The sequence below is a fragment of the Klebsiella sp. GFKo11 genome, from assembly GCF_056490265.1.
On record NZ_CM151369.1, the window covers coordinates 4844757 to 4869384 of the forward strand.

Annotated in this window: 24 protein-coding genes and 1 other RNA gene; 9 read left to right on the forward strand and 16 right to left on the reverse strand. The window is 52.1% G+C overall.

Going from position 1 to position 24628, the window contains the following annotated elements; genetic code table 11:
* Positions 1–5: 5 nt before the first annotated feature.
* From AC07P6_RS23360 to AC07P6_RS23375, 4 genes are read right to left on the reverse strand one after another with little or no spacing between them, the layout of a single operon-like run.
* Entirely contained in the window at positions 6–1208 is a 1203-nt protein-coding gene (locus tag AC07P6_RS23360; RefSeq protein WP_478314830.1) for a glycoside hydrolase family 53 protein, read from the reverse strand.
* Positions 1209–1212: 4 nt separating this feature from the next.
* The gene (locus AC07P6_RS23365) at positions 1213–2064 is read right to left on the reverse strand and encodes a sugar ABC transporter permease (protein WP_112214163.1); all 852 of its coding nucleotides are present in this window, start codon (positions 2062–2064) and stop codon (positions 1213–1215) included.
* Positions 2065–2073: 9 nt separating this feature from the next.
* Positions 2074–3381: a carbohydrate ABC transporter permease gene (locus AC07P6_RS23370; RefSeq protein ID WP_182236792.1), complete on the reverse strand. Its 1308-nt coding sequence runs from the start codon at positions 3379–3381 to the stop codon at positions 2074–2076.
* A 55-nt stretch (positions 3382–3436) separates the two neighbouring features.
* Entirely contained in the window at positions 3437–4669 is a 1233-nt protein-coding gene (locus tag AC07P6_RS23375; protein ID WP_304256632.1) for a maltodextrin ABC transporter substrate-binding protein, read from the reverse strand.
* A gap of 353 nt (positions 4670–5022) precedes the next feature.
* Between AC07P6_RS23375 and AC07P6_RS23380 the strand changes: the two genes are divergently transcribed.
* Both AC07P6_RS23380 and AC07P6_RS23385 read left to right on the forward strand, forming a co-directional pair.
* A complete protein-coding gene (locus AC07P6_RS23380) occupies positions 5023–6132 on the forward strand; it encodes an ABC transporter ATP-binding protein (protein ID WP_478314831.1) in 1110 nt (369 codons plus the stop codon).
* 258 nt (positions 6133–6390) lie between these two features.
* A complete protein-coding gene (locus AC07P6_RS23385; protein ID WP_478314832.1) occupies positions 6391–7977 on the forward strand; it encodes an EAL domain-containing protein in 1587 nt (528 codons plus the stop codon).
* Positions 7978–7979: 2 nt separating this feature from the next.
* Here the strand turns inward: AC07P6_RS23385 and AC07P6_RS23390 are convergent, their stop codons facing one another.
* Positions 7980–8252, reverse strand: a complete 273-nt coding sequence (locus AC07P6_RS23390) for a metal-sensing transcriptional repressor (protein ID WP_110273719.1) — start codon at positions 8250–8252, stop codon at positions 7980–7982.
* 164 nt (positions 8253–8416) lie between these two features.
* On the opposite strand from AC07P6_RS23390, the gene AC07P6_RS23395 reads away from it, so the two are divergent.
* Positions 8417–9262 carry a nickel/cobalt efflux protein RcnA gene (locus tag AC07P6_RS23395; protein ID WP_478314833.1) on the forward strand — a complete coding sequence of 282 codons (846 nt, stop codon included), beginning with the start codon at positions 8417–8419 and terminating at the stop codon, positions 9260–9262.
* A gap of 46 nt (positions 9263–9308) precedes the next feature.
* On the opposite strand, the gene AC07P6_RS23400 is transcribed toward AC07P6_RS23395, so the two are convergent.
* Both AC07P6_RS23400 and yczE read right to left on the reverse strand, forming a co-directional pair.
* Complete coding sequence (locus tag AC07P6_RS23400) at positions 9309–9662, reverse strand: DUF1428 domain-containing protein (protein ID WP_181483296.1); 354 nt, start codon at positions 9660–9662, stop codon at positions 9309–9311.
* A gap of 92 nt (positions 9663–9754) precedes the next feature.
* On the reverse strand, positions 9755–10369 hold the full coding sequence (gene yczE / locus AC07P6_RS23405) for a membrane protein YczE (RefSeq protein WP_304256624.1): 615 nt from the start codon (positions 10367–10369) through the stop codon (positions 9755–9757).
* Positions 10370–10455: 86 nt separating this feature from the next.
* Between yczE and yczR the strand changes: the two genes are divergently transcribed.
* Entirely contained in the window at positions 10456–11883 is a 1428-nt protein-coding gene (yczR, locus tag AC07P6_RS23410) for a MocR-like transcription factor YczR (protein WP_478314834.1), read from the forward strand.
* A 133-nt stretch (positions 11884–12016) separates the two neighbouring features.
* Here yczR and AC07P6_RS23415 read toward each other — a convergent pair whose 3' ends face one another.
* The 3 genes from AC07P6_RS23415 to ffs all read right to left on the reverse strand — a co-directional run bounded on the left by AC07P6_RS23415 (position 12017) and on the right by ffs (position 12899).
* Entirely contained in the window at positions 12017–12232 is a 216-nt protein-coding gene (locus AC07P6_RS23415) for a hypothetical protein (protein ID WP_110273724.1), read from the reverse strand.
* Entirely contained in the window at positions 12229–12486 is a 258-nt protein-coding gene (locus AC07P6_RS23420; protein ID WP_110273725.1) for a hypothetical protein, read from the reverse strand. The genes AC07P6_RS23415 and AC07P6_RS23420 overlap by 4 nt, the downstream gene beginning before the upstream one ends.
* A gap of 316 nt (positions 12487–12802) precedes the next feature.
* An RNA gene (gene ffs, locus AC07P6_RS23425) (signal recognition particle sRNA small type) lies at positions 12803–12899 on the reverse strand.
* 264 nt (positions 12900–13163) lie between these two features.
* On the opposite strand from ffs, the gene AC07P6_RS23430 reads away from it, so the two are divergent.
* Both AC07P6_RS23430 and AC07P6_RS23435 read left to right on the forward strand, forming a co-directional pair.
* Positions 13164–13571: a dTDP-glucose pyrophosphorylase gene (locus AC07P6_RS23430; protein WP_304256617.1), complete on the forward strand. Its 408-nt coding sequence runs from the start codon at positions 13164–13166 to the stop codon at positions 13569–13571.
* Positions 13572–13636: 65 nt separating this feature from the next.
* Complete coding sequence (locus AC07P6_RS23435; protein WP_182236772.1) at positions 13637–13948, forward strand: MGMT family protein; 312 nt, start codon at positions 13637–13639, stop codon at positions 13946–13948.
* A gap of 42 nt (positions 13949–13990) precedes the next feature.
* Here the strand turns inward: AC07P6_RS23435 and AC07P6_RS23440 are convergent, their stop codons facing one another.
* Entirely contained in the window at positions 13991–14500 is a 510-nt protein-coding gene (locus AC07P6_RS23440; RefSeq protein ID WP_478314835.1) for a YbaY family lipoprotein, read from the reverse strand.
* 220 nt (positions 14501–14720) lie between these two features.
* Here AC07P6_RS23440 and tesB point away from each other — a divergent pair, with 220 nt between their 5' ends.
* Positions 14721–15596: an acyl-CoA thioesterase II gene (gene tesB / locus AC07P6_RS23445; protein ID WP_434659963.1), complete on the forward strand. Its 876-nt coding sequence runs from the start codon at positions 14721–14723 to the stop codon at positions 15594–15596.
* A gap of 81 nt (positions 15597–15677) precedes the next feature.
* Here tesB and AC07P6_RS23450 read toward each other — a convergent pair whose 3' ends face one another.
* Positions 15678–16607: a LysR substrate-binding domain-containing protein gene (locus tag AC07P6_RS23450; protein WP_478314836.1), complete on the reverse strand. Its 930-nt coding sequence runs from the start codon at positions 16605–16607 to the stop codon at positions 15678–15680.
* A 172-nt stretch (positions 16608–16779) separates the two neighbouring features.
* Between AC07P6_RS23450 and AC07P6_RS23455 the strand changes: the two genes are divergently transcribed.
* Both AC07P6_RS23455 and AC07P6_RS23460 read left to right on the forward strand, forming a co-directional pair.
* Positions 16780–18264: a UbiD family decarboxylase gene (locus AC07P6_RS23455; RefSeq protein WP_478314837.1), complete on the forward strand. Its 1485-nt coding sequence runs from the start codon at positions 16780–16782 to the stop codon at positions 18262–18264.
* Positions 18265–18372: 108 nt separating this feature from the next.
* The gene (locus AC07P6_RS23460) at positions 18373–19113 is read left to right on the forward strand and encodes a DUF554 domain-containing protein (protein WP_434659966.1); all 741 of its coding nucleotides are present in this window, start codon (positions 18373–18375) and stop codon (positions 19111–19113) included.
* Between the two features lie 56 nt (positions 19114–19169).
* On the opposite strand, the gene amtB is transcribed toward AC07P6_RS23460, so the two are convergent.
* The 4 genes from amtB to AC07P6_RS23480 all read right to left on the reverse strand — a co-directional run bounded on the left by amtB (position 19170) and on the right by AC07P6_RS23480 (position 24615).
* A complete protein-coding gene (gene amtB / locus AC07P6_RS23465; protein WP_167492815.1) occupies positions 19170–20456 on the reverse strand; it encodes an ammonium transporter AmtB in 1287 nt (428 codons plus the stop codon).
* A gap of 33 nt (positions 20457–20489) precedes the next feature.
* Positions 20490–20828, reverse strand: coding sequence for a P-II family nitrogen regulator (gene glnK / locus AC07P6_RS23470; protein WP_004099573.1), 339 nt, complete (start codon positions 20826–20828; stop codon positions 20490–20492).
* 243 nt (positions 20829–21071) lie between these two features.
* Positions 21072–22850 (reverse strand): SmdB family multidrug efflux ABC transporter permease/ATP-binding protein, encoded by a 1779-nt coding sequence (locus tag AC07P6_RS23475; RefSeq protein ID WP_478314838.1) that lies wholly within the window; start codon positions 22848–22850, stop codon positions 21072–21074.
* A complete protein-coding gene (locus tag AC07P6_RS23480) occupies positions 22843–24615 on the reverse strand; it encodes a SmdA family multidrug ABC transporter permease/ATP-binding protein (RefSeq protein WP_478314839.1) in 1773 nt (590 codons plus the stop codon). The genes AC07P6_RS23475 and AC07P6_RS23480 overlap by 8 nt, the downstream gene beginning before the upstream one ends.
* Positions 24616–24628: the final 13 nt, after the last annotated feature.

A 24628-nucleotide genomic window follows, 5' to 3' on the forward strand; every position in this document is an offset into this window, starting at 1 on the left:
AATGATTAATTAAATACCTTCATCGATGGCAATGCTTTTCCCTGGCAATCAAACAGCGCCTGATTTTCCCGGGCATTGCCCTCTTTCCACTCATCGTGGATATATTTCATTCCGGCAGGTGTCGCCCAGGTATTTCCCGGCACAGCGATCCACGTCGGCTCCCAATAAAAAATACCTTTTCCGCGATGTTCCGGCACGTCGATAACGGCCTGCATTAAATCGTGAATATAATTATATTGCCCTTGTACGGTCGCCGGATAACCGCCATCCTTTTCCTCTTTCGCCTGGAAACTATTTTCCGCGTTATCGCAGTTCTCCAGGGTATAAGCGTAGGCAGCCTCAACAACAATCACGTCTTTGTTATAGCGCTTGCTGATATCGTCCATATTGGCTTTCAACGCGCTAATCGGGCCATTCCAGTAGGTGTACATCGACAGACCGATAATGTCGTAAGGCACGTTGCGCTTGCTGATTTCATCAAACCACCAGCGGAAGGTATCGTTTTTGGTTCCTTCCGCCAGATGAAGCATAATTTTCACCTGCTCGCCGCCGGTGAGATTTTCTTTCAGGCCATCAATAGCCGCGTTAAGCAGTCCTGCGAGGCGATCGAATTCACCACCGCCCTGCCCCCAGCTTTTACCCTCCGGCCACAGCATACCGCCGTTAATCTCGTTACCGATCTGCACCATATCCGGCAGCACGCCTTCCTGTTTAAAGCGGGCAATCGTGTCGCGGGTGTAGTCGTGGATGGTGGTTTTCAGCTGCGGATAGTCCATTTTATCCCAGGCCTTCGGCTTGTACTGCTTACCCGGGTCGGTCCAGAAATCGCTGTAGTGGAAATCGAGCAGCAGCTTCATACCCTGCGCTTTTGCACGTTTCGCCAGCACCAGCGTCGCCGCCAGATCGTTATCACCGCCACCGTAGCCCTGACCCTGAGCATCTTTAGGATCAACCCACAGACGCAGGCGAACATAATTCACGCCATCAGCCTTCAAAATCGCGATCGGATCCTGCTGCTGATTATTGTGGTTATAAAACTTTGCCCCGTGCTTTTCCGCATCAAGCAACGTGGAAATATCCGCACCTTTAATAAAATCAGCGGGCATATTGTTGAACGCCTTCGTTTGCAGCGCATCGGCGGCAAACGTACTGGCGGAGAAACAGCATGCCAGAGAAACAGCAAGCCACGCGGGTGTTAATCTTTTCATGAGGTTATCCTTTTGTACTGCCAGAGGTCAGGCCGGAAACAAAGTATTTTTGCAGCGCCAGATAGAGAATCGCGACCGGGACGGCAATCAGCACCGCTCCCGCTGCATAAGTGGTGTAGCTGGCACCCATTTTCTGCGCTACCAGGTTGTACAGGCCGATCGGCAGCGTGTACTTATCCGGGGTACGCAGGATAGTGCTGGAGAGAATAAAATCCCCCAGCGGGCCGGTGAACGAGAACAGCGCTACCACCGCGAGGATCGGCTTTGACAGCGGCATGATGATTTCGAAAAAAATGCGGAAGCTGCTGGCGCCATCCATACGTGCGGACTCATCCAGATCTTTAGGGATCGCATCCAGATATCCCTTCATAAGCCAGGTATTCATCGGGATCATGCCACCAACGTAGATCAGCACCAGCGCCAGATGGCTGTTGATCAGCCCCAGCAACTGCGACAAAACAAAGATCGCAATGAGCGCCGAGAACTGCGGGATCATCTGTAGTAACAGGAACAGCATCAGCCCATTCTGTCGTCCTTTGAAACGAAAACGAGAGAACGCGTAGGCGGTGAAGCTCACGCTGATTAAGGTCAGCACCATGGTCATGAAACTGATCTTCATCGAATTCCAGTACCAGGTCAGGTAGTTCACATTGCCATTAAACAGGTCGGCGTAATGCTGGAACGACAGGTTCTCTGGAATAATCGACGTACTCAGCAGACTATTCCCGGCGTTCAGTGATGCCCCTACAGTCCATACCAACGGGTAGATGATGATCGTCGACACCAGGATTACCACCAGCCAGGTCAGTGACAGGCGAATCCACTTTTCGCGTTTAATACTCGGTGATTTAGCCATTTGCTTCCCTTACGCCATGTCGTCGTTTTTGAAGGATTTAGTGGCGCGGAACTGCCACAACGCCAGGCCGACAACGAAAATCGACAGCAGGATCGTAATGGTGGCCGCGATGGCGTATTGCGAAGACGACATCGTCAATTTATAAATCCACGACACCAGAATATCCGTACCCCCAGCATTGGAACCCGCCACCGCAGGGCCGCCGTTGTTGAACAGATAGATGATGTTGAAGTTGTTAAAGTTGAAGGTGTACTGGGTGATGATGATCGGCGCAATCGAGTACAGCACCAGCGGCAGAGTAATGGTGCGCAGACGGGTATACGCGCTTGCGCCGTCCATGGTGGCCGCTTCATAAAGATCGTCCGGTATCGCCTGCAGTACGCCGGTAGTCATGGCAAAGACAAACGGGAAGCCCAGCCAGGTCTGCATCATGATCAGCGCAGTCTTGGTCCAGAACGGATCGGTCAGCCACGCCTTCGGGCTGATGCCGAAGAAGGATAAAATCGCGTTATTAATCACCCCGAACGAATCGTTGAACATCCCGGCAAAAACCAGAATTGTCACGAACCCCGGCACCGCCCACGGCAGAATAAAAATAGTACGAATCATCGGCTTAAAGCGTAGATCTTTCTGGTTGACCAGAATGGCCAGCAGCACACCGACGGTACATTGCAACGTCGTCGCCAGTAAAGTCCACACCACTGTCCACTGCAACACATCAAAGAAGGTTGAGCGCCAGATGGATAATGTGAAGATGTTGATGAAGTTTTTGAACCCGACCCAATCCACCAGCTTCGCCGGCGGCGTGTGGTAAAGGTTGTAGTTGGTAAAGGCAATGGCAAAACCAAACAAAATCGGGAAGATGACGACAAACACCAGCAGAATAAAGCCGGGGCTAATCATCAGATAGGGAAAACCGTCTCTGAGCAGCATCTGATACTGCTTGCGCACGCTATTTAGCGCCATGCCCTCATCGCGCTTTTTGCCATTTACCCAGGCATCGCGCAGCGAGAGAAAATAGACCAGCAGGCCAAAGGCGACAATCAGTACGCTGATAATCCCTTCCGCCAGCAGGAAAATAGAATTATCCCGCGGTACCTCTTCGCCTAAGGTATATAGCCCCCATAAGCCCTCGCTGAGAAAATCATAAAAAACGCTTATAAAGCTACTCAGCAGCACCAGGAAGACAATCCCCTTCAACCACTGACGGTGATAAAACTGCCCAAAACCCGGCACGATAGCCAGCAACAGGCCGCACCACGCATGGCGTCCTGCGCCGCGCACCTCGGCAATATTTTCGCTGGGATTGATAATCACACACGACTCCTTCTGAAAACGGGAGGAGTACCTCCCGTTCTGTTACATCACTTGATTATTGATTGCTGGCCTGCATCGCTTCGATCTGCATCTTGATCTGCTTCTCAGCCCCATCAAGCGCCGCCTGCGGATCCTGTTTCCCGGTCAGGCTCAGTTCCAGAGCGGCATTCGCCGGACCCCAGACTTCGCCCATTTCCGGAATGCCAGGCATCGCCGTCGCCCGCGCCGACTGCACGGCCACCGCGCTGGCCTTTTCGTCATTCTTAATCACCGGATCGTCAATCATCGCTTTCAACGGCGGGATTTCGCCAGTTGCGATATAGCGCGCTTTCACGTACTGCGGCTGGTTGATGAATTCGATGAACTGCTGCGCCAGAGCTTTGTCTTTGCTCCACGTCGAGACCACATAACCTTTCACACCGAGGAAGGAGCTCATTGGTTTGCCGTCCGGCAGCGTCGGTAGCGGCACGACCCCGTAGTTGATGCCTGCCGCTTCATACGGCTGGAAGGCCCACGGACCGTTAATCACTGCCGCCGCTTTCTTCTCGGTGAACAGTGAATCGATAGCATTCAGTCCGTTGTCCCCAAGGATCCCGGCCGGGAAAACCTTTTCGGCATAGAATTTTTTCAGGAAGGTGACCGCTTCCACCGCGCCAGGTTTATTCAGGCCAACGTCCTGCGGGTTAAAACCACCTTTGTCGTTCTTGCCGAAGATGTAGCCGCCCATTGGCCCGATAGCGCCCCAGCTGTAATAGATCTGATCAAACTTCGCCAACAGGCCGTATTTGCCCTCTTCGCGCTGTTTTTTCGAATAGTCGAACCATGCCTGCAGGCTATCCAGCGGCTGGGCAATCAGGTCTTTGTTGTAAATCAGCACCAGGGTTTCCACCGCTTTCGGCACGCCGTACAACACATTATCCATGTGGAAAGCGTTGATTGACGCAGGTGTGAAAACGTCTTGTTTTGCCTGGTCCAGCGTCAAAGGCGATAAAAGCCCCTGTACAACCGCGCCGCCTAGCTGATCGTTCGGGATAACCAGTACATCAGGGCCAATACCCGCCGGGCCATCAAGGCGCAGCTTTTCCAGCTGCTGGGCGTAAGGCATCTCCTGCACATTCACCTTAACGTTGTACTGCTTTTCAAAATCACTCACCGCGGTTTTGATACCGTCAGATTTCTTAATGTCTTCCCAGACGTTGAGCTGCCCAGCCGCGTGCGCCTGCAGGCTCACTAACTGCCCGGCAGACAAAGTGGTAAGGATCAGTGCAGCAAGAGTGTTCTTTTTCATTATCAACCTCATGTGAAGGTATAACAATTAAATGGTTTTTATTGAGTGGTACGACTTTTTGTAATGTTTGAATCTATTGATAAACGGTGATTCATAATGAAAACTTCCGTCACATTGAATTTGTTATACGCTACGCTTTGAATGCGGATAAAACTACTGAAAGCTGCCAGTTGTGTGATCATGATTGCAGAAATGAAACATCACTGTATGGCGCAAAAACGCTGGAAGTTATAGTCATCACATGACTTTAGTGTCGTTGAGCATCGTCAGGCTGAATTGTTATACGTTGTACAAAACCACATTACAGCCCTAATCCCAACGGCAAACAACGGCTACTAACCCGGGGAATGTTGATGTCCAATATACGACTGAGGAATGTCACCAAGCGGTTCGGCAGTACAGTGACGCTGCATCAGGTAAATCTTGATATTGAAGATGGTGAATTTGCGGTTTTCGTCGGCCCGTCCGGCTGCGGTAAATCTACGCTACTGCGCATGATTGCCGGACTCGAGGAGGTCAGCGACGGTGAAGTGCTGATTGGCGATGAAGTGATGAACGACGTGGTTCCAGCCCATCGTGGCGTAGCGATGGTATTTCAGTCTTACGCGCTTTATCCGCATATGACGGTTGCGGAAAATATGGGCTATGGCCTTAAGGTCAATAAAGTCCCGAAAGATGAAATTCGCCGTCAGGTTGAGATGGTGGCAAAAACGCTGCAGCTTTCGCATCTGCTGGATCGTAAACCTAAACAGCTCTCAGGTGGTCAGCGCCAGCGCGTGGCGATTGGCCGCGCTATTGTGCGCAATCCGCGAGTGTTTATGTTTGATGAACCGCTCTCCAACCTTGATGCTGAATTACGCGTCGAGATGCGTCTGCATATCGCCAAACTACACCACGAACTCAAGACCACCATGGTCTATGTCACCCACGATCAGGTCGAAGCAATGACTCTGGCCGATAAAATAGTCGTGATGAACTACGGCAAAGTTGAGCAGATGGGCTCACCGATGTCGCTGTATTACAATCCGGTCAATAAATTCGTTGCTGGATTCATTGGTTCACCGAAAATGAACTTCCTTCCCGCCACGGTGACCGCCTGGCAACCAGGCCAGCTCAGCGTGAAGATGGCGCAAGATCACCACCTGACGCTCAACATCACCACTTCGCCGCTGCTGCCTGGTGCCCCCGTTACGCTCGGTATTCGCCCTGAGCATCTCTCAACCAACGTGAACACAGGGACCGTCGTTGAGTTTCAATGCGAAGTGGTCGAGAGACTGGGCAACAATACCTATCTGTTCGGTCAGTGTTATGGCCATGATAACGTCAAAATCCTGCTGCCCGGCGACGTTCATTTCCGCCCCTGGCAGAAAATTAGCGTTGCGTTCGACGATCGCTACTGCATGGTGTTCGATGAAAATGACCTGCGGATTAGCGCCGATATCTCTGCACCGGATGCCCATTAAGCACAACATCTGGCTGTCATGATTACGCTTTAGAATACGAATATATGCTGATAACCCTTATTGTCAGCATGCTAGCCCTCGTTTTTCTCCGCATCGCTCAAAGCGTTAAGCGCCGCGGATCATCCACTGTTTGCCCGAAATCGTCGGTATCTCGCGATTCGGGCTTTTTTATCCCGCGCAACTCTGATTTCCTGACCACTACGTTTTTTATCTTTCGCGTATACTCATCGAACCCCTCGATAAATTAAGGAAATACTCATGACGACCCGGCATCAAGTGAGTCTGGTTACAGGGGTACTAATACTTGCCATTATTTTGCCCATAGTCCTGAGTATCTGGTTAGCAACCCAGCAGGCCAAAATGCAGTTTTACACCGAACTGGATAATTTTTCCGCCCGCGTTCTGGAGCGCGTCCAGCAGGTAGCCGACCAGGCACGAGAAGCGCTCAAGGAAGCGGATACCCACACGGCAGCCACCTGTAGCCCACAGCACTTACTCGAAATGCGGCGCATTGCCTATACCCATCGCTACGTGCAGGAGGTTCTGTGGTTACGCGATGGCATTCCGCAGTGCTCTTCTCTTGAAGATCACCAGGTTTCAGTAACCTTTCCGGTACCTGATCACATCACTAGCGACGGCTATCGTGCCTGGCTTACATCGGTTAACGACCTGGGCCTGCAACATAAAATGACGGCAATGGGCAGCGAGCATCATGTGGTGATGATTGATCCCACTTCGTTTATTGATGTGATTCCATTAGGCCAGGAAGAGATTCACACTCTCTTGTTCGGAACCAAGCGCAATCAGATTATTATCAGCAGTAAGCCGCTCGATGCGGTAGCCTGGGCGAAAATTAAACGCCTGGATGCCGATACGCTGACTCTCAATAATACCGTTTATCGTATTCACACCATTCCTGAGCTGGGTCTGGCTATCGCCACCTGGTCATCCACGCTGCCATTACAGAAAAAACTCCATCAGCAGCTGATACTGTGGCTACCGATTGGTTTATTCACTAGCCTGCTGACCTCGTTCCTGCTTCTTCGCTTGTTAAGAAGATTACGCTCACCGCGCTACGGGATGCTGGACGCCCTGCACTCCAACGCCATTCAGGTGTATTACCAACCCATAATTTCGCTACAAAGTGGAAAAATCGTTGGCGCTGAAGCGCTGGCGCGCTGGCAGCAACCGGATGGTAGCTTTTTATCGCCGGATATTTTTATTCCGCTTGCCGAACAGACCGGGCTTATCACCCGCTTAACGGAAGATATTGTCAGAAAAATCTTTGCCGACCTTGGCCCCTGGTTACGCCAGCGCCCGGATATCCATATTGCGATTAATCTGTCGGTCGATGACTTGCGTTCGCCAAAGCTGCCGCAGCTTTTACGCGAACAGCTTCTTATCTGGAATATCCATGCCCAGCAAATCATCCTGGAAATTACCGAACGCGGTTTTGTTGATCCGCAAATCACCCTGCCGGTTATCGCGGGCTACCGCAAGGCAGGGCATCGTATCTCCATTGATGATTTCGGTACCGGCTACTCCAGCCTGAGCTATTTGCAAAAACTGGACGTTGATACTCTGAAAATCGATAAATCGTTTGTCGATACGCTGGAGTACAAACCGCTTACGCCGCACATTATCGAGATGGCGAAAGCGCTTAATCTGGCGACCGTTGCGGAAGGTGTGGAAACCGAAAGCCAGCGCGACTGGCTGCGCGATCATGGTGTGCAATATGCCCAAGGCTGGCTTTACAGCAAGGCTCTGCCGAAAGAGAAGTTTATCCTGTGGGCAGAGAATAACCTCAAAGCACACCCCACAGAGCCTGATGAAAATCGCGCCTGAATTCACTTCAGGTAGGATTTGACCACCTGCATGACCACTTCAAGGTCGGCTTCACGCTGGCCTTCTTCTGGTTCTTTAACGACATGGTCCGTTAAGTGTCCCTGGATGACCTGCAACATCATACCGTTGACCGCCCCGCGGATCGCCGCAAGCTGCTGCAACACCTCTGCGCATTCATGTTCCCGATTGAGCATTTTCTCCAGCGCCGCACTTTGCCCCTGAATTTTCTTCAATCTGGTCAATAACATCTTCTTGTGACGAACGGTATGTGACATATCGCGATCCACTCTTCAATGAGTCAATTTTTGCCGCTAAAGGCCTTTGTATGGAATGACAACAGCATAACATGCTCTACTCCCCCGGAGTATTTTTCTACTGGGGGGTAGTATTTATGTACTGGGGGGGAGTAGCATACGATCACTTTTAGCGGGAGTTGGTTATGAACGATTTCACTTCACTTTTGCAGCAAGGCAATGCCTGGTTATTTATACCCAGCGCCATTCTGCTCGGCGCACTGCACGGCCTCGAGCCGGGGCACTCTAAAACAATGATGGCGGCATTTATTGTGGCGGTGCGTGGCACGTTGAAGCAGGCGGTACTGCTGGGGCTAGCTGCAACCATATCGCATACGGCGGTCGTCTGGCTGGTGGCGATGGCGGGTTTATGGTTTGGTCGCGGCTGGGACGCGCAGACATCAGAACCCTGGTTTCAGCTGATTTCAGGGATCCTTATCGTACTGATCGCCTGCTGGATGCTGTGGCGAACCTGGCGCGAATCTCGCCCGCATGAACATGAACATGAACATGAACATGAACATGAACATGAACATGAACATGAACATCATCATGATCATCACCATCCACATGAATACAACTCTCCCCCCCATCAAGGTCCGCTGGTTGCCTCCGACTGGCAGGACGCGCACCAGCGAGCGCATGCAGAAGAGATCAATCGTCGCTTTAACGGACAACAAGTCACCACCGGGCAAATCATGTTATTCGGGCTGACGGGTGGTTTAATCCCCTGTCCGGCATCAATTACCGTATTGCTCATTTGCCTGCAGTTGAAAAAATTCTCGCTGGGAGCGACGCTGGTGTTGGGGTTTAGCGTGGGGCTGGCGCTTACCTTAGTCGCCTCTGGCGCGATTGCGGCTTTAAGCGTGAAACACGTCGCCAACCGCTGGCCGGGGCTGAACAATCTGTCGCGAAAAGCACCGTGGATTTCCGGCACGCTGATTATCGTGGTGGGTTTCTATATGATGTTGCATGGCTGGAGCAGTTTGTAACGAAGCTATTGCCATCCCCACTGGCTGCGGGGATGGCAGAGATGAATTACTCATCCAGTAGCGGTACGAAACCGCCGAAAATCATTCGTTTACCGTCAAATGGCATATTATCGCCGAACTCTTTCATCCGCGGATCGGCCATCATTTTGGCGTTGGCGGCATCCCTGGCTTCTTTCGAAGCATATTCAATCCAGCTAAACACCACCTCTTCATCATCTTCAGCTTTCACTGCCATACGGAAGTCGGTCAACTTTCCATCGGGGACATCATCCGCCCAACACTCCACCACGCGCAGCGCGCCAAACTCTTTAAAGAGTGGCGCGGCCTTTGCTGCCATTTCGCGGTATGCCTCCTTATTTTCCGCCGGTACGGCAACAACAAAACCATCAACGTACTTCATGAGTTAATTCTCCGAAGTGAACAGCACAGCCGGAGAACCCGGCTGTATCTGAATTGATAAGTTTAGTCTCTGCACTTGATGACGGCTTAAAATCAGGAAATAACCTCACTGCGTTTTGCCGACGCTTTGCGCGTAATTGGCTGGCGAAACCACGGCAAGCACAGCTGAATCAGTGGCCCAATCGTTAGCGCATAAAGTACGGTACCTACGCCAAATTTACCGCCTAACAGCCAGCCAATCAGCAGAACCGATACTTCAATCGCTGTACGAATGCCGCGCAACGACCACCCTGTACGTGCATGCAGGCCAGTCATCAGACCATCGCGAGGGCCCGGGCCGAAACCGGCACCAATATACATGCCAGTTGCCAGTGCATTCAGCACGATAGCTCCCACCAGCAGGAGACTGCTCGACACGAGCGATTCTATAGGCGGCAATACCGCCAGAGTGGCATTTGCTGCCAGCCCTAACACAACCACATTACTCACTGTACCCAGACCCGGCATTTGCCGTAGCGGGATCCACAACAGCAGCACCGCCGCGCCGGTCAGGATCATCACCGTGCCGAAATCCAGACTGAATTGTTTGCCAATCCCCAGATGAAAAACATCCCACGGATCGGCCCCGAGATTGGCATGAACAAATAGCGCGGTCGATACGCCGTACAGGACCAGACCGATGTAAAGTTGCAGTAAGCGACGTACCATTTTCACCTCAGAGTCATTGCGATTTCCGCTATCATCAGTAAAAATGGATTGATAATTAATGGCCAGTTTTTAAAAAGTGGATTGCTATGTCATCTCGTCGCTTTGGTTCACAATCGCTGGTCCGATTGCTCGGTAACTGGCAAGAATCCGCCTCCCGTACGCCGCTCTGGCGTCAGTTAGCTGAAGCTCTACGCCTGCTAATCCTCGATGGTCGCCTGGCTTTGGAAACCAGGCTACCCGGCGAACGTGAACTGGCAGCCGCTCTGAATATCAGCCGCACTACGGTTGCCAGCGCGCTCGGGCAACTGAGAGAGGAAGGCTATCTCTACAGTCGCCAGGGCAGCGGATCGCGTATCGCTCTGCCGGAACGCCCCGTAAATATGGCAGCCAAAACGCCGGACCCGTTGTCAGTCAATCTGGCCGTTGCTGCGCTCAGCGCTGGACCTGAGATCCATCAAGCCTACAATCAGGCTCTCAAGATCATGCCTCAGCATTTATCCAATACCGGTTACGATCAGCAAGGCCTGCCGCTTCTTCGCGAAGCCATCGCCCATCGCTATAGCGAGCGCGGCCTGCCGACGCGCAGTGACGAAGTGATGATCGTCAATGGAGCGCTAAGCGGATTTGCCCTGGTGCTGCGTTTATTAACCGGACCAGGCGATCGCGTGGTGGTAGATGCGCCAACTTACCCCATGGCGATCAGCGCAATTCAGGGAGCATCGTGCCGCCCGGTTGGCGTCGCGTTACCAGCGCAGGGATGGGATTGCGACGGTCTGGCAGCGACAATCGCGCAAACGGCCCCACGACTGGCCTGGCTGATGCCCGACTTTCATAACCCCACTGGTCGTTGCATGGATAGCGCTACCCGCCAGCGGGTTGCCGATATCGCAGCGCAAACTCGCACCACTCTGGTGGTCGATGAGACGATGGTCGATTTATGGTACGACGCCCCACCACCGCCTCCATTAGCGACGTTTAATCCGGACGCGCCGGTAATCACTATCGGCTCGGCGGGGAAAAGTTTTTGGGGAGGATTGCGCATAGGCTGGATCCGCGCGTCTTCACGAACCATTGCATCGCTGGTCCAGGCACGCGACTCCCTCGATCTGGGCTCTCCGCTGCTGGAACAACTGGCCTGCTGCTGGTTACTGGAAAATGAAAAAACGCTGTTACCATCACGCCGGACGATGCTGGCCGCCCGCAGGGACATGTGTGGCGAACTGATGGCTGAGTTTTTCCCGCATTGGCGTTTTACGTTGCCCGAAGGAGGGCTCTCTTTTTGGGTGGAATTACCAGGAATGCTGGCGACACTGTTTTCGGTACGGGCAGAAAGTCGCGGGATTCATATCAGAACAGGAACGCGTTTCGGTCTGGCTGGCGCATTTGACCGTTATTTACGTTTGCCCTTCACGCTGTCTGATGAGGAACTACGCAACGCCTTCAATACGCTGCAGCCGCTATGGCATAGCCTTACGCAACAGAAGGATAATTTTCGCCTGCGGAAAATCATATAATAAAATATCGACGGGCTGGAGCCAGCCCGTCAAAAACCATCATCCATGATGCATATGAGATGTTTTTATAAAATTGCCATTCAATCTTGTCATTACGACATGTCAGTCCGATGACAAAAATGAAATAATTTCATCAATGCTGGCGCGGAATCGCAAAACCTTTTAGCGATATAATAAAACCATCTTCATCTTTTTTAATTTTTGCACCGGTATCACACCAATCGGATGCAATGCGAAAAAACTCATCGCTACCAATATTCCAGTTCAGACGTACATGCTTAACGTAGCCGGATCGTAGCATGTCGCAGGCTTCGCTATAGTTGCTGGCTGTAGAGAGTTGTTGTTTCATTTTCTCTTCTTCAGAATTTTACGTAATGCTTTGATTTCTTTAGGGGTCAATGGAGACGTTTCCTCTTCGGTATGCTGGCTATCGATATCTTCTTCCGAAACCCCCGCCTCGTCTGCTGAATCCACTACCTGAAAAGCTAGCAACAGTAGTTTCTCCGTCGCTGTCCCTAAATTCTCGTTATTTTCTTCCGCATACTGACGCAGTTTTTCTTTTAACTCGCTATCAATTTTTACGTTCAGAACCACAGTGGTCATAATCACGCTTCCCGTGAAATAAAATTATCATATAATTAATACACGAAGTTAACATGCTGATCCAGAGATATATTTCCAGCTTATATCTAACAACATTTTCCCATAACTAATTTGCACGCCATATATGACACGAAAATGACATTAATATTTCAGTTAAATTTCAATTTTATGACATAATAATTTTTTGGCATAAGAACCAGGCATTTTAGGAATAAAAAAATACACAGAATAACTGTGGATATTAAATATTGAGAGAGGGAAAAGTCGCCACTTTACTGTGGGATAGAAAATTTTGAGACCCAGAAATGGGTGGGGGCCCTGCCAGCTACATCCCGGCACACACGTCGTCTGCTCTGGCTGCTTCCTTCCGGATCTGACCTGGTAAACAGAGTAGCGTTGCGGGAGAACCAACAGAGCCCCCATTGAGAGCGCTAGTTACCTAACGCGCTGGCGCATTATCCCTGCTGGGCCAGTGAATTGCAAGCTACCGCCGATCGCCTGCTGATTTATTGCGCAAAACCAGCAAATGAGTATCACAGGATACTTATCGATACACTTCAGCGGGGTGAAATAAAGAGATTGCGAGCATACTCTCAGCACAATTTCCCGTCGTCATTCATAATACCATACATACTTTGTATCCTTTTTAATCAATACGTTATCCCAATGGTACCTGAATGAGTGAATTACCGCGTTTAATCACCACCCTGGCGATGCCCCCTATCGACGAAGTCACCGTTCCTTTCCACGGTTTAAACTTCCTGCGCCCAGAACTGATGCTGGATTTCATCACGATTAGCGATGCCCAACTGCTGGCTGTGACGCCGGTTGCGCTGCTTTACTCCAGCGTCGGCGTGCTCCAGCACGTTGAACTGCGCAAGTTGCCCATCGAAGTTAGCGGCCGCGTGGTGTACCCGATATCAACGCTTAAGCTCCCGGCGATGCGGGCTAAACTGATCATTAACGCTCAGTCCAAACGCCTGAAGTTTCTTGAAAGCCTGCTGAGCAATACCCCGAACGAAAATATCCATGGTATGCAGATCCTTGGCCTGGCACTGGAATTTACCGTTGCAAAATCGGCTTGAGTCGTCATCTGTACAGTCTGCCGTCCAACGCTTATCCTGAACGTTTTCCGGCAACAGGACGTACCATGGATTCTCACGATACCTTTCCACAGCGGGTCTGGCAGATAATCGCCTCGATACCGGAAGGTTACGTTGCCACCTATGGCGACATTGCCCATTTGGCAGGCTCGCCGCGCGCTGCACGCCAGGTCGGGGGAGTATTAAAGCGTCTACCGGAAGGCTCTACTCTCCCCTGGCATCGGGTGGTCAACCGTCACGGGGACATCTCTCTGACTGGTCCCGATCTGCAACGTCAACGACAGGCGCTACTGGCGGAAGGCGTGCAGGTTTCCGGTAGCGGTCATATTGACCTGCAGCACTACCGTTGGATTTATTAGAGGCAAAAAAAGGCCCCTGAACAGGCAGGGGCGCTGATGATTTTATTGCGCGACGGGGGCAGCGTTGGCTACCGGAACAGCCGTCTGCTGTACCGGCACCAGTAACAGATCGGCACGATTGCCCCCCTGGTTTATCACCGTTTGCACGGTATCAGTGATAAACATCAGCTGACCATTCACAGTAATTGCAGAACTTAACAAAATGCGTGCGTTAGGCTTAATGTCTGCCTGGTTGTAAGGCAGCACAAAGTTAAACGGCGCCTGCTTCCCTTCCGTCCTTACCGCTTTTTGCGCCAACACGTGCGCTGGAGCATCAGCCAGAGATGCATCTGACAAGGTGACAGTCAATACTGCGTCCGGCGGCAACGCCACGCGCTGTCTAATATTGATTGTCCCGGAAACGTTAGGCTGCTGCTGCGAGGAGCTCAGTGAGGCAATGCCATAAGGATCGGGCGCTGCCGTTTGATTTGCTGCATTGCCGTTGCGATTATTCGCACAGGCGGTCAACGTAGCCGCTACGGCTAAGGCACTTAACATATAGGCAAATTTCATTATGTTCTCCTTTTCATCCCTACTGTAACAGGAGTACATCCTGCCAGAATCAGGGACAGGACATTAGTATCGTGAATAAGTGTGGCACAGATCTCAGATCTCTTCCTGGAAAGGAGCTCATATTCAGATTATTACACCCATCGGACCACTTGCGATTCCAGGTTATACTTTGCCTCAATTACGCGCTGCACAAGGCAGTTATCATTGATTGAGGGTCACTATGAGTCAGGCACTATCCAATCTGCTGGCATTGTTAAATCTGGAAAAAATTGAAGAAGGGCTATTCCGCGGGCAGAGCGAAGATCTGGGATTGCGCCAGGTTTTTGGTGGCCAGGTGGTTGGTCAGGCATTGTATGCGGCAAAAGAGACAGTCCCCACTGAACGCCTGATTCACTCATTTCATAGCTATTTTCTGCGGCCCGGCGATAGCCAGAAACCGATAATCTATGATGTGGAAGTCCTGCGTGATGGCAATAGCTTCAGCGCCCGGCGAGTCGCGGCCATTCAGAACGGTAAGCCGATTTTCTACATGACAGCCTCTTTCCAGGCCCCGGAGTCCGGCTACGAACATCAGAAACCGATGCCGTCAGCTCCTGCGCCGGACGACCTCCCTTCTGAAACAGATATTGCCCGCAAGCTGGCCCATTTACTGCCGCCGCAGGTTAAAGATAAGTTTCTCTGCGATAAACCACTGGAGATTCGTCCGGCTGAATTCCATAACCCGCTGAAAGGCCACGTTGCACAACCAACGCGTCAGGTGTGGATCCGCGCTAACGGCGCAGTACCGGAGGATCTCCGTATTCATCAGTATTTACTGGGCTATGCTTCAGACTTCAACTTCCTGCCAGTAGCTCTGCAGCCGCACGGCGTGGGATTTCTTGAGCCGGGAATGCAGGTTGCTACTATCGATCATTCAATGTGGTTCCATCGTCCGTTCAATATTAACGAATGGTTGCTTTATAGCGTTGAAAGCACATCGGCCTCCAGCGCTCGCGGTTTTGTACGCGGGGAGTTCTATACCCAGGACGGCACTCTGGTGGCCTCGACGGTACAGGAAGGGGTCATGCGCAACCGCAATATCTACCCAGTAGCCTAATCCCAACTCTGCAAGGCCCGGAAACGGGCCTGCTAAGAAGGGAATATCGTCTTCTGAAAAATGGGTTCACGCCAAATCTTGTCAATTTTTAGCCGCTACACGCTGAGTAACCCGATGTTCCTGGCGGCTAGTCAGCTCCCGGGTATAGTTGATAACGTCGCGTAAAAGGTTATTTTTTATTTGCCGTCGCCAGCATAAGGTCAAGGTCGTGGTGGCAAATGCCTCCTCCAGCAGACAGTAGCTCACGTCTGACATCAGCATCGAGCTTTGTGTTTCAGGTACCAGCGCAACTCCCATTCCCATGGATACCAGGCCAATAGCAACCGACACATCACGCGTATACTGAATTTTCTGGGGAATAAACCCGGCCTGCTGACAGGCACTCATCGCCGACCACCCCAATCCCACGCCGTAGGGATCCTTTTGAATAAAGAATTGCTCACCCGCCAGTGATGACAAAGAGATTTTTCGGCTATGACCCAGTTCATGATGACGCGGTAACACGGCAATCAGCGAACGGGTAGCTATATTCATATATTCCAGCTGTTCATATTGCGGTATCGGAGAGCGAACAAAAGCAAGGTCTATTCGTTTATCCAGCAAAAATGTTAATAAATCATGAGCATTATGTTCTTCTATAATGAGGTCGGCCTCTGATTTTTTGTGCCGGTAATTTTTTATTAACAATGTTAATGCAGGATCAAGGATAGAGGATCCCACATAGCCGACTTTTAATTGCCCCTTATGCCCTGAACGCAAGCTATTTGCATTCTCGCGAAACTTATCATAATGACCAAGAATAGTTCGCGCCTCTTCAATTAAAAACAACCCCTCAGCGGTCAATGAAACATGACGCCGGTCGCGAACAAACAACATCAGTTCCAACGCGTTCTCAAGGCTTTTAATTTGCTGGGTAAGCGCAGGTTGAGTGACGTTTAGCCTCTGTGCAGCCCGCCCAAAATGTAGTTCTTCTGCCAGTACAACAAATGCATGTAACTGCCGATAATCCATAGCAACCTCCTGGAAGCCACTAATAATAAATCCTTATTAAAATGCGGGGCAATGTTATTGGACTCTTATTTGTATTTATTGAAAATTAAACTCACCGTGATGATAAAAATCAGAGCGTGCGTGTTTTATGACCAGCGCGTCATCGCTTAGTAAAAAATTAAAGGAGAGATTAATGTTTAAGGAACAGCAAAAAGTGACCGATCTTCGTTCCGCACTCGCGGTATTAAGCCAATATGATGATGAATTGATTTATACCGATGAACCCGTCGACCCTATTGCAGAATTATCCGGGGTATACCGCTATGTTGGGGCGCATGGCACCGTACAGCGCCCAACTCAGGTGGGGCCGGCCATGATATTCAATAAAGTCAAAGGGTACGATGATGTAAAAGTATTGATTGGCCTGCTCTGCTCGCGCAAACGCGTTGCTCGCCTATTTGGCACCACACCCGAAAATTTGGCTTTTATGCTAAAAGATTCCGTCGCAACGGCTATCGCGCCGATTGTGATCCCACGTGACCAGGCGGCATGTCAGGAGGTTGTCCACCTGGCAACCGATCCTGATTTCGATATTCTGAAAATATTACCTGCGCCAACCAATACCCCAGAAGATGCAGGCCCCTACTTTACCCTCGGTATGTGCTATGCCGCCGACCCGGAAACGGGTGAACATGACGTCACAATCCATCGTTTATGTGTGCAAAGCAAAGACGAAATCTCAATGTATTTCGTTCCAGGACGCCATCTTGACAGCTTCCGTCAGAAAGCCGAAGCGGCCGGGAAAGCATTACCCATCTCCATCAGTATTGGCGTCGACCCGGCCATTGAAATCGGTGCCTGCTTCGAACCGCCGACAACACCGCTAGGTTTTGATGAATTGTCGATTGCAGGAGGCCTGAGGAAACAGGCAGTAGAGCTTACCAATTGCGTAAGCGTGAATGCCCTTGCTATCGCCAACGCTGAAATCGTTATCGAAGGTGAACTCTTACCTAACGTTCGGGTTCGTGAAGACCAAAATAGCGACACCGGTAAGGCCATGCCAGAATTTCCAGGCTACACCGGCAGCGCCCAGGCTCAGGTTCCGATTATCAAAGTCAAAGCCATCACCCACCGCCGCCATCCCATCCTGCAAACCTGCATTGGGGCAAGCGATGAGCACACCAATCTGGCCGGTATCCCTACCGAAGCCAGTATTTTACAAATGGTCGAAAAAGCGCTGCCAGGCTTTGTTCAGAATGTCCATTGTCCATCGCCGGGTACCGGGAAATACCTCGCTGTTTTACAGGTAAAAAAACGCACACCCGCAGATGAAGGTAGGCAGCGTCAGGCCGCGCTTCTTGCATTTTCAGCCTTCTCAGAATTGAAGCATGTTATGTTGGTCGATGAGGACGTCGACGTTTTTGATATTAACGATGTGATATGGGCCATGACGACGCGTTATCAGGGCGATGTGAGCACCATATTTATTCCCGGCGTGCGCTGCCATCCGCTCGACCCTTCATCCGACCCGGCATTCAGCCCATCAATACTCGGCCACGGTATTGCCTGTAAGACTATTTTTGACTGCACCGTTCCATGGAATCTGAAAGTAAATTTTCAGCGTAGCAAATTCCTTGAAGTGGATGTTAATCGCTTCATTCCAGGCTTCAAAAAATAGTCGTTCACATTTGACAGGCTCGCTATCTACAGAACCTGTCGAATGGTGAGTCTGTTTACGGTCCGCCGCCAGAGATAGGTATTTTGTGAATGTTAACAAGGAAAAGTAATGATTGGGCCAATAATTAACTCCGCATCAACACTCATCGGCGGAATCGTCGGTGGCCTAATTGGCGATCGCCTGAGTGAAAAATTCCGTACTGCATTGCCCCTCACCTTTGGTGCGGCATCCATGGGAATGGGGATGACCGTGGTCGTTAAGTTACACGCGCTACCCGTTGTCGTTGCTTCATTATTATTCGGTGCCATTATCGGTGAAATATTCTCCATCGAGAAAAATATTGGCCGTGGTGCATCAAAATTGCGTTTTATCATCGATAAAATTGCCCCACAAAAAAGCGGTAGTCCATTATCGCAAGAGGAATATCTCGACAAATTTGTGGGTATTTTGGTGCTTTTCGTGGCATCAGGTACAGGTGTTTTTGGGGCGATGCAGGAAGGGATAACCGGCGATATCTCTATTCTGTTAACCAAATCATTCCTCGATATTCTGACCGCAGGTATTTTCGCCACCGCGCTTGGCCTTTCAGTTGCGACTATCGCGATCCCACAATTTATTGTCCAAATGCTCCTCCTGTTTATCGGACAATCAATAATGCCCATGCTAACGCCGGAAATGATTGCTGATTTCTCAGGGCTTGGCGGCTTCATTATGTTTGTGACGGGATTAAGAATCTGTGGGATTAAATCATTCCCGGTGGCCAACTTACTCCCTGGATTGATCATCGTCATGCCCATCTCCTGGCTGTGGGCCTCAACATTATTACCGTGGATTCAGTCTATTAGTTAACCATGTAAAAAAGCGGAGCCAGGCTCCGCTTTTCACTTTAGCAAGATGACGATGAATCAGGCGTTGTAGGCGTTCTCGCCGTGGCTGTTCACATCCAGACCTTCGCGTTCCTGATCTTCCGGTACGCGCAGGCCAACGGTCATGTCAGCAACTTTGTAGCCAATGAACGCGACAATGCCGGACCAGACGATGGTGATGGCGATACTTTCCAGCTGTACCAGAACCTGATGGCCCATGGTCACGCCTTCTGCGTAACCGACGCCGCCCAGAGAGGTTGCGGCAAAGATGCCGGTCAGGATACAGCCGACGATACCGCAGACACCGTGCACGCCGAACACATCGCACGGGTCATCAACGCGCAACCAGCGTTTCAGTACAGTGACGCCCCACAGACCGGCCAGGCCCGCCGCGATACCAACAATCAGAGAACCACCGACACCGATATAGCCACATGCTGGTGTAACCCCAACCAGCCCTGCAATCGCCCCGGAACATGCGCCCAGCAGAGATGGCTTACCGCGGGTAACCCATTCACCGAAGGTCCACGCCAGGATAGCCGCCGCAGTCGCCACCACTGTGTTGACGAAAGCCAGGCCCGCAATTTCGTTCGCCGCGCCAGCAGAACCGGCGTTGAAGCCAAACCAACCAACGTAGAGGATCGCGGTACCGGTGAAGACCATCGGCAGGTTATGCGGCTTGAACGCTTCTTTGCCGAAGCCAACGCGTTTGCCCATCATGTAAGCACCCACCAACCCGGCGACGGCGGCGTTGATATGTACAACGGTACCACCCGCGAAGTCCAGCGCACCATGCGTTGCGAGCAGACCACCGCCCCAGACCATATGCGCAATCGGCACATAGGAGAGCGTCATCCACACCACTACGAAAATCAATACCGCAGAGAAACGGATCCGTTCCGCCAGCGCGCCAACAATCAGGCCGACGGTGATACAGGCAAAAGAGCCCTGGAAAGCAACGTGAATATATTGATAGAAGCTGCCCATCAGCGCTTTGAGTTCAATATTCTTCAGCATGACCCAGTCAAAGCTACCGAAGAAGCTGCCGCCAGTGCCGAAAGCTAATGTATATCCGTAAACCACCCACAGCACACAGACCAGCGCAAAAGTCACAATAACCTGAGTCAGCATGGAGAGAACGTTTTTACCGCGAATCAGGCCGCCATAGAACAGCGCGATGCCCGGAATGGTCATAAACAGCACCAGTGCGGTGCAAATCATCATAAAGGCGTTGTCGGCTTTATCCGCTACTGCCGGAGCGGCCATTGCCAACCCCGGAAGAAGCGCCAGCGCTCCCAGACCTGTTTTCATTGTTGCTATCTTCATTGTTTCGTTCCCCATCACTGTGTGGTCTGAAAGTTACAGTGCCGCTTCGTCAGATTCGCCGGTACGGATGCGAATGACGCGCTGCAACTCGGCGACAAAGATTTTGCCGTCGCCAATTTTTCCGGTATAAGCCGCTTTACTAATGACATCGACGACTTCATCGAGCTGATCGTCGGCAATGGCCACGTCAATCTTCACCTTCGGTAAAAAATTGACGCTGTATTCAGCACCGCGATAAAGTTCCGCATGGCCTTTCTGACGGCCGAACCCTTTTACTTCAGTGACCGTCAGGCCCTGAATTCCCATCGAAGATAATGCTTCACGCACGTCTTCCAGTTTGAATGGTTTGATTACCACGGTAACCAGCTTCATAAGTCCCCTCCAGTCAGAATTCGGTAATGGCCACGGCTAACACATAGGGAATAAAGCAAGGGCTATGCCAGAAATGAAAAAGGACCGCAAAGCGGCCCTTCTGGAGGGATAAAGAAAAGAAATCGCTTGAAACGAAGCGGGAAAACGCTATGACCGCCTAAAAATGCACCATTTCAGTGCGTGATATGTGACGTTTTTGCACCACCGCAAACCGCCAAACCCGCGCTGCCTGCTCATGGTGCATCAGGCAATAAGCGACTCTTCCTGCGCGCTGGCCGCCAGCTCTTCGCCAGCCAGCTGCAGCTGGTACATCTGCCAGTAACGACCTTTTGCCGCCAGCAGCTGTTGATGATTCCCGCGCTCTACGGCCTGGCCGCGATGCAGCACCAGGATAGTATCGGCCTCAACGATGGTCGATAAACGGTGGGCGATAACGACAAGCGTAGTGTGCTCGCGAACTCGCGCCAGGGCCTGCTGGATCGCCTGCTCAGTACCTGAGTCGATATTGGCCGTTGCTTCATCAAGGATCAGCACCTGCGGGGTATCAACCAGCACCCGCGCCAGCGCCAGCAGCTGCTTCTGACCAACGGAGAGATTGTTCCCCTGCTCGCCCAGTTGCGTATAAATCCCGTCTTCCATTTCGCGGGCCAGCTCTGCCAACTGCACCGCTTCCAGCGCCTCCCAAACCTGCTCTTCGCTGATGTCACGACCGAGGGTAACGTTGGCATAGAAGGTATCGGCCAGCACCACAGGGTCCTGCTGCACCATCGCAATCCCCTGACGCAGCGCGCTGTGGCTTAATGAAGAGAGCGGACGGCCATCGATACGAATTTCACCTTTGGTCAACGGGTAGTAGCCCATCATCAGGCTAGCCAGAGTACTTTTGCCGCTACCAGTATGACCGACCAGCGCCACGAAGCTGCGGGACGGGATTTCAAGATTGATATCCTGCAATACCAGACTGTCATCGCGATAGGCAAAAGAGACATTATCGATACTGACGGCCCCACTACGCAGTGGTTCGCTATCCTCTCCCCACGCCTGACGCGGCCTGTCCATCAGTTCGAAAACTCGCTCCCCCGCCACAACCGCCTGCTGTAGCATCGACTGTTGAGTTGTCAGTTCGATCAGCGGTTCGTTCAAACGACCAAGGTAGCTAATAAAGGCGTAGAGGACCCCCACTTCAATGGTCCCGGTGCTGCTGAAGCCAAACAGCATCAGCAGACCGCAGAGGATCAGTGAAGAGAACAGGCTCAGCAGCGGGCGTAACAGAAATCCGTCAAGGCGCAAAGTTTGCATCCGTGCCAGGTAGTGCGCATGGCTGGCCTCGCGCATCCGTTCGCCGAACCGCGCCTGCTGGCGGAACTGCTGAATGACGCCCATACCGTTAATTACTTCGTTGAAGCCATCGTTGATATCCGCCAGCCAGGCGCGAACCCGCCTGACGATTGGCGTGCTGTAACGCTGATAAATCATCATCACGATCAACACCGCCGGGAAGATAGCGATCGCCACCAGCGCCATCCGCCAGTCAAGGCTGAACATCGCCACCAGCATCGCGCCAATCAGCGCGGCGCTGCGCAACACCGTTGCCACCACGGTCACGTACAGATCGCGGATAACCTCAGTATCGTTGGTGACTCGCGAAATAAGCTGCCCCACCGGTTGAGTATCAAACTCGCTGAGCGGCTGGCGCAGCGCGGCATCCATCACGTCACTGCGCAGTTGCTGCACGACGCCAACCGCCGCACGGTTAAACAGCAGAGACTGGCAGTAATGCAGGCCAGCAGCCAGAAGTTGCAAGCCAAGATAGGCCACCGCAAGGCCGCTAACCAGCTTCAGCGGCAGAGAATTCTTCGCCACCATATTATCGATGAAGTAGCTGATCAGCAGCGGGCCGCTGACCTCAGCCACCGCCGCTACCCACATGATGGCAACGGCAATCATCAGCTGTTTACGCCACGGGGAACCGTAGGCCAGCAGGCGTTTTAACGTTGGCCAGAGTTGAGTGAAACTACGCACCGGCGACCTCCTCGTGCTCCTGCACAACATCATCCAGCGCCGCTTCGAGCTGCTGATAGCGATACATATCGCGATACCAGCCAGGCTGTGCGGCCAGGGCTTCGTGGCGACCACGCTGGGCAACGTGCCCATGCTGCATCACCAGAATCTCGCTGGCCTCAGTCAACGCCGATAAGCGATGGGCGCTGATGATCACCGTTCTCCCCTCACCCCACTGTCGCAGGTTATGCAAAATTTGATGCTCCGTACGGCCATCCACTGCCGACAGCGCATCATCAAGAATCAGGATCTCGGCTTCCAGCAGCAGCGCGCGGGCTATGGAAATGCGCTGCTTCTGCCCACCAGAAAGCATCACGCCGCGCTCACCGACCTCGGTGTTATATCCCTGCGGCAGGCGCAGAATATCCTCATGTACGCTGGCGAGCCGCGCTACGTGTTCGATTTGCTCCTGCGTAGCGTCCGGTCTACCCAGCGCGATATTGCTGGCGACGGTATCGGAAAATAAAAACGGGGTCTGATTCACCACCGCCAGCCGGGCGCGCCAGCTATCCAACTGGAGTCGGGTCAGGGGAACGCCGTGGAAACAGATATCCCCATCGGTTACATCGAAATGACGCTGAATCAACGCCAGAATGGTACTTTTACCGGCACCCGTCGGCCCACATATCCCCAGCATTTGACCAGGCTGTAGCGTAAAGTTGACCTTTTCCAGTGAGGATTTATGCGCCTGCGGATAGATAAATTCGCGAACGGCTACGTTGAGCGTACCGCGGCCTTCAGGTGTAGGTTCGCTTCCGTCTTTAACTACCGGAGCCTCTTCCAGCATGGTACGAATACGCGAATAGGCAGCACTCCCGCGCTCGACGATATTAAACATCCACGCCAGCGCCAGCATCGGCCAAATCATCAGGCCAAGGTACATAATAAAGCTGGTAAGCTGACCCAGGGTCATGCTGCCTTGCAGCACCATCCAGCTACCGCCACCGATCGCGAGCAAATTCGCGGTACCAATCGCAATATAGATCGTCGGGTCAAAGCGGGCATCAATGCGCGCCACGCGCATATTTTTCGCCCCGGTATCCGCGGCATCGGCGGCGAACTGCGCCGATTGCCGATCTTCAAGGCCAAAGGCTTTGATCATACGGATGCTGGTGAGGCTCTCCTGAGTACGGTCGTTCAGGCTGGAGAATGCTGCCTGCGCTACGCGAAAGCGCTCATGCAGCGCATCACCGTTACGCTTAATTGCCAGAGCCATAATCGGCATCGGCAGCAGCGCCAGCAGGGTTAACTGCCAGCTGATTTGCGTGGACATCACAATCAGCACCGCGCAGCCCATCACCATGGAGTCAACTAACGTCAACACCCCTTCCCCTGCGGCGAAAACGACCCGGTCAACGTCGTTAGTCGCCCGGGCAATCAGGTCCCCGGTGCGATGACGCAGGTAAAAAGCCGGATGCTGGCGACTGAGCTGGCGATAGAAATCTTCACGCAGTTCGACGGCCAGCTGATAGGAAGCACCGAACAGCAGCACGCGCCAGACGTAGCGCAGCAGGTAAACCATCACCGCAATGACCACCAGCAGGCCGATCCACATCCACACCTTTTCCGCGGTGTAATGTTGTTTCGTGACGCCGTCAACCACGATGCCGACCACTTTCGGCGGTACCAGTTGTAGGATGGCAATGATGATCAGCAGAGCAATAGCGCCGAGGTAACGACGCCACTCCCGGCGGAAATACCAGCTAAGTTGAGCAAATAATCGCAAGCAGTTAAATCCT

Bases quoted from the DNA above. Each gene is read 5' to 3' on its own strand.
- AC07P6_RS23360 (WP_478314830.1), bottom strand. From the start codon at position 1,208: ATGAAAAGATTAACACCCGCGTGGCTTGCTGTTTCTCTGGCATGCTGT.
- AC07P6_RS23455 (WP_478314837.1), top strand. From the start codon at position 16,780: ATGTTTAAGGAACAGCAAAAAGTGACCGATCTTCGTTCCGCACTCGCG.
- glnK (WP_004099573.1), bottom strand. From the start codon at position 20,828: ATGAAGCTGGTTACCGTGGTAATCAAACCATTCAAACTGGAAGACGTG.
- AC07P6_RS23390 (WP_110273719.1), bottom strand. From the start codon at position 8,252: ATGTCACATACCGTTCGTCACAAGAAGATGTTATTGACCAGATTGAAG.
- AC07P6_RS23400 (WP_181483296.1), bottom strand. From the start codon at position 9,662: ATGAAGTACGTTGATGGTTTTGTTGTTGCCGTACCGGCGGAAAATAAG.
- AC07P6_RS23380 (WP_478314831.1), top strand. From the start codon at position 5,023: ATGTCCAATATACGACTGAGGAATGTCACCAAGCGGTTCGGCAGTACA.
- AC07P6_RS23430 (WP_304256617.1), top strand. From the start codon at position 13,164: ATGAGTGAATTACCGCGTTTAATCACCACCCTGGCGATGCCCCCTATC.
- amtB (WP_167492815.1), bottom strand. From the start codon at position 20,456: ATGAAGATAGCAACAATGAAAACAGGTCTGGGAGCGCTGGCGCTTCTT.
- AC07P6_RS23440 (WP_478314835.1), bottom strand. From the start codon at position 14,500: ATGAAATTTGCCTATATGTTAAGTGCCTTAGCCGTAGCGGCTACGTTG.
- AC07P6_RS23450 (WP_478314836.1), bottom strand. From the start codon at position 16,607: ATGGATTATCGGCAGTTACATGCATTTGTTGTACTGGCAGAAGAACTA.
- yczR (WP_478314834.1), top strand. From the start codon at position 10,456: ATGTCATCTCGTCGCTTTGGTTCACAATCGCTGGTCCGATTGCTCGGT.
- yczE (WP_304256624.1), bottom strand. From the start codon at position 10,369: ATGGTACGTCGCTTACTGCAACTTTACATCGGTCTGGTCCTGTACGGC.
- AC07P6_RS23415 (WP_110273724.1), bottom strand. From the start codon at position 12,232: ATGAAACAACAACTCTCTACAGCCAGCAACTATAGCGAAGCCTGCGAC.
- AC07P6_RS23385 (WP_478314832.1), top strand. From the start codon at position 6,391: ATGACGACCCGGCATCAAGTGAGTCTGGTTACAGGGGTACTAATACTT.
- AC07P6_RS23395 (WP_478314833.1), top strand. From the start codon at position 8,417: ATGAACGATTTCACTTCACTTTTGCAGCAAGGCAATGCCTGGTTATTT.
- AC07P6_RS23365 (WP_112214163.1), bottom strand. From the start codon at position 2,064: ATGGCTAAATCACCGAGTATTAAACGCGAAAAGTGGATTCGCCTGTCA.
- AC07P6_RS23435 (WP_182236772.1), top strand. From the start codon at position 13,637: ATGGATTCTCACGATACCTTTCCACAGCGGGTCTGGCAGATAATCGCC.
- AC07P6_RS23460 (WP_434659966.1), top strand. From the start codon at position 18,373: ATGATTGGGCCAATAATTAACTCCGCATCAACACTCATCGGCGGAATC.
- AC07P6_RS23375 (WP_304256632.1), bottom strand. From the start codon at position 4,669: ATGAAAAAGAACACTCTTGCTGCACTGATCCTTACCACTTTGTCTGCC.
- AC07P6_RS23420 (WP_110273725.1), bottom strand. From the start codon at position 12,486: ATGACCACTGTGGTTCTGAACGTAAAAATTGATAGCGAGTTAAAAGAA.
- tesB (WP_434659963.1), top strand. From the start codon at position 14,721: ATGAGTCAGGCACTATCCAATCTGCTGGCATTGTTAAATCTGGAAAAA.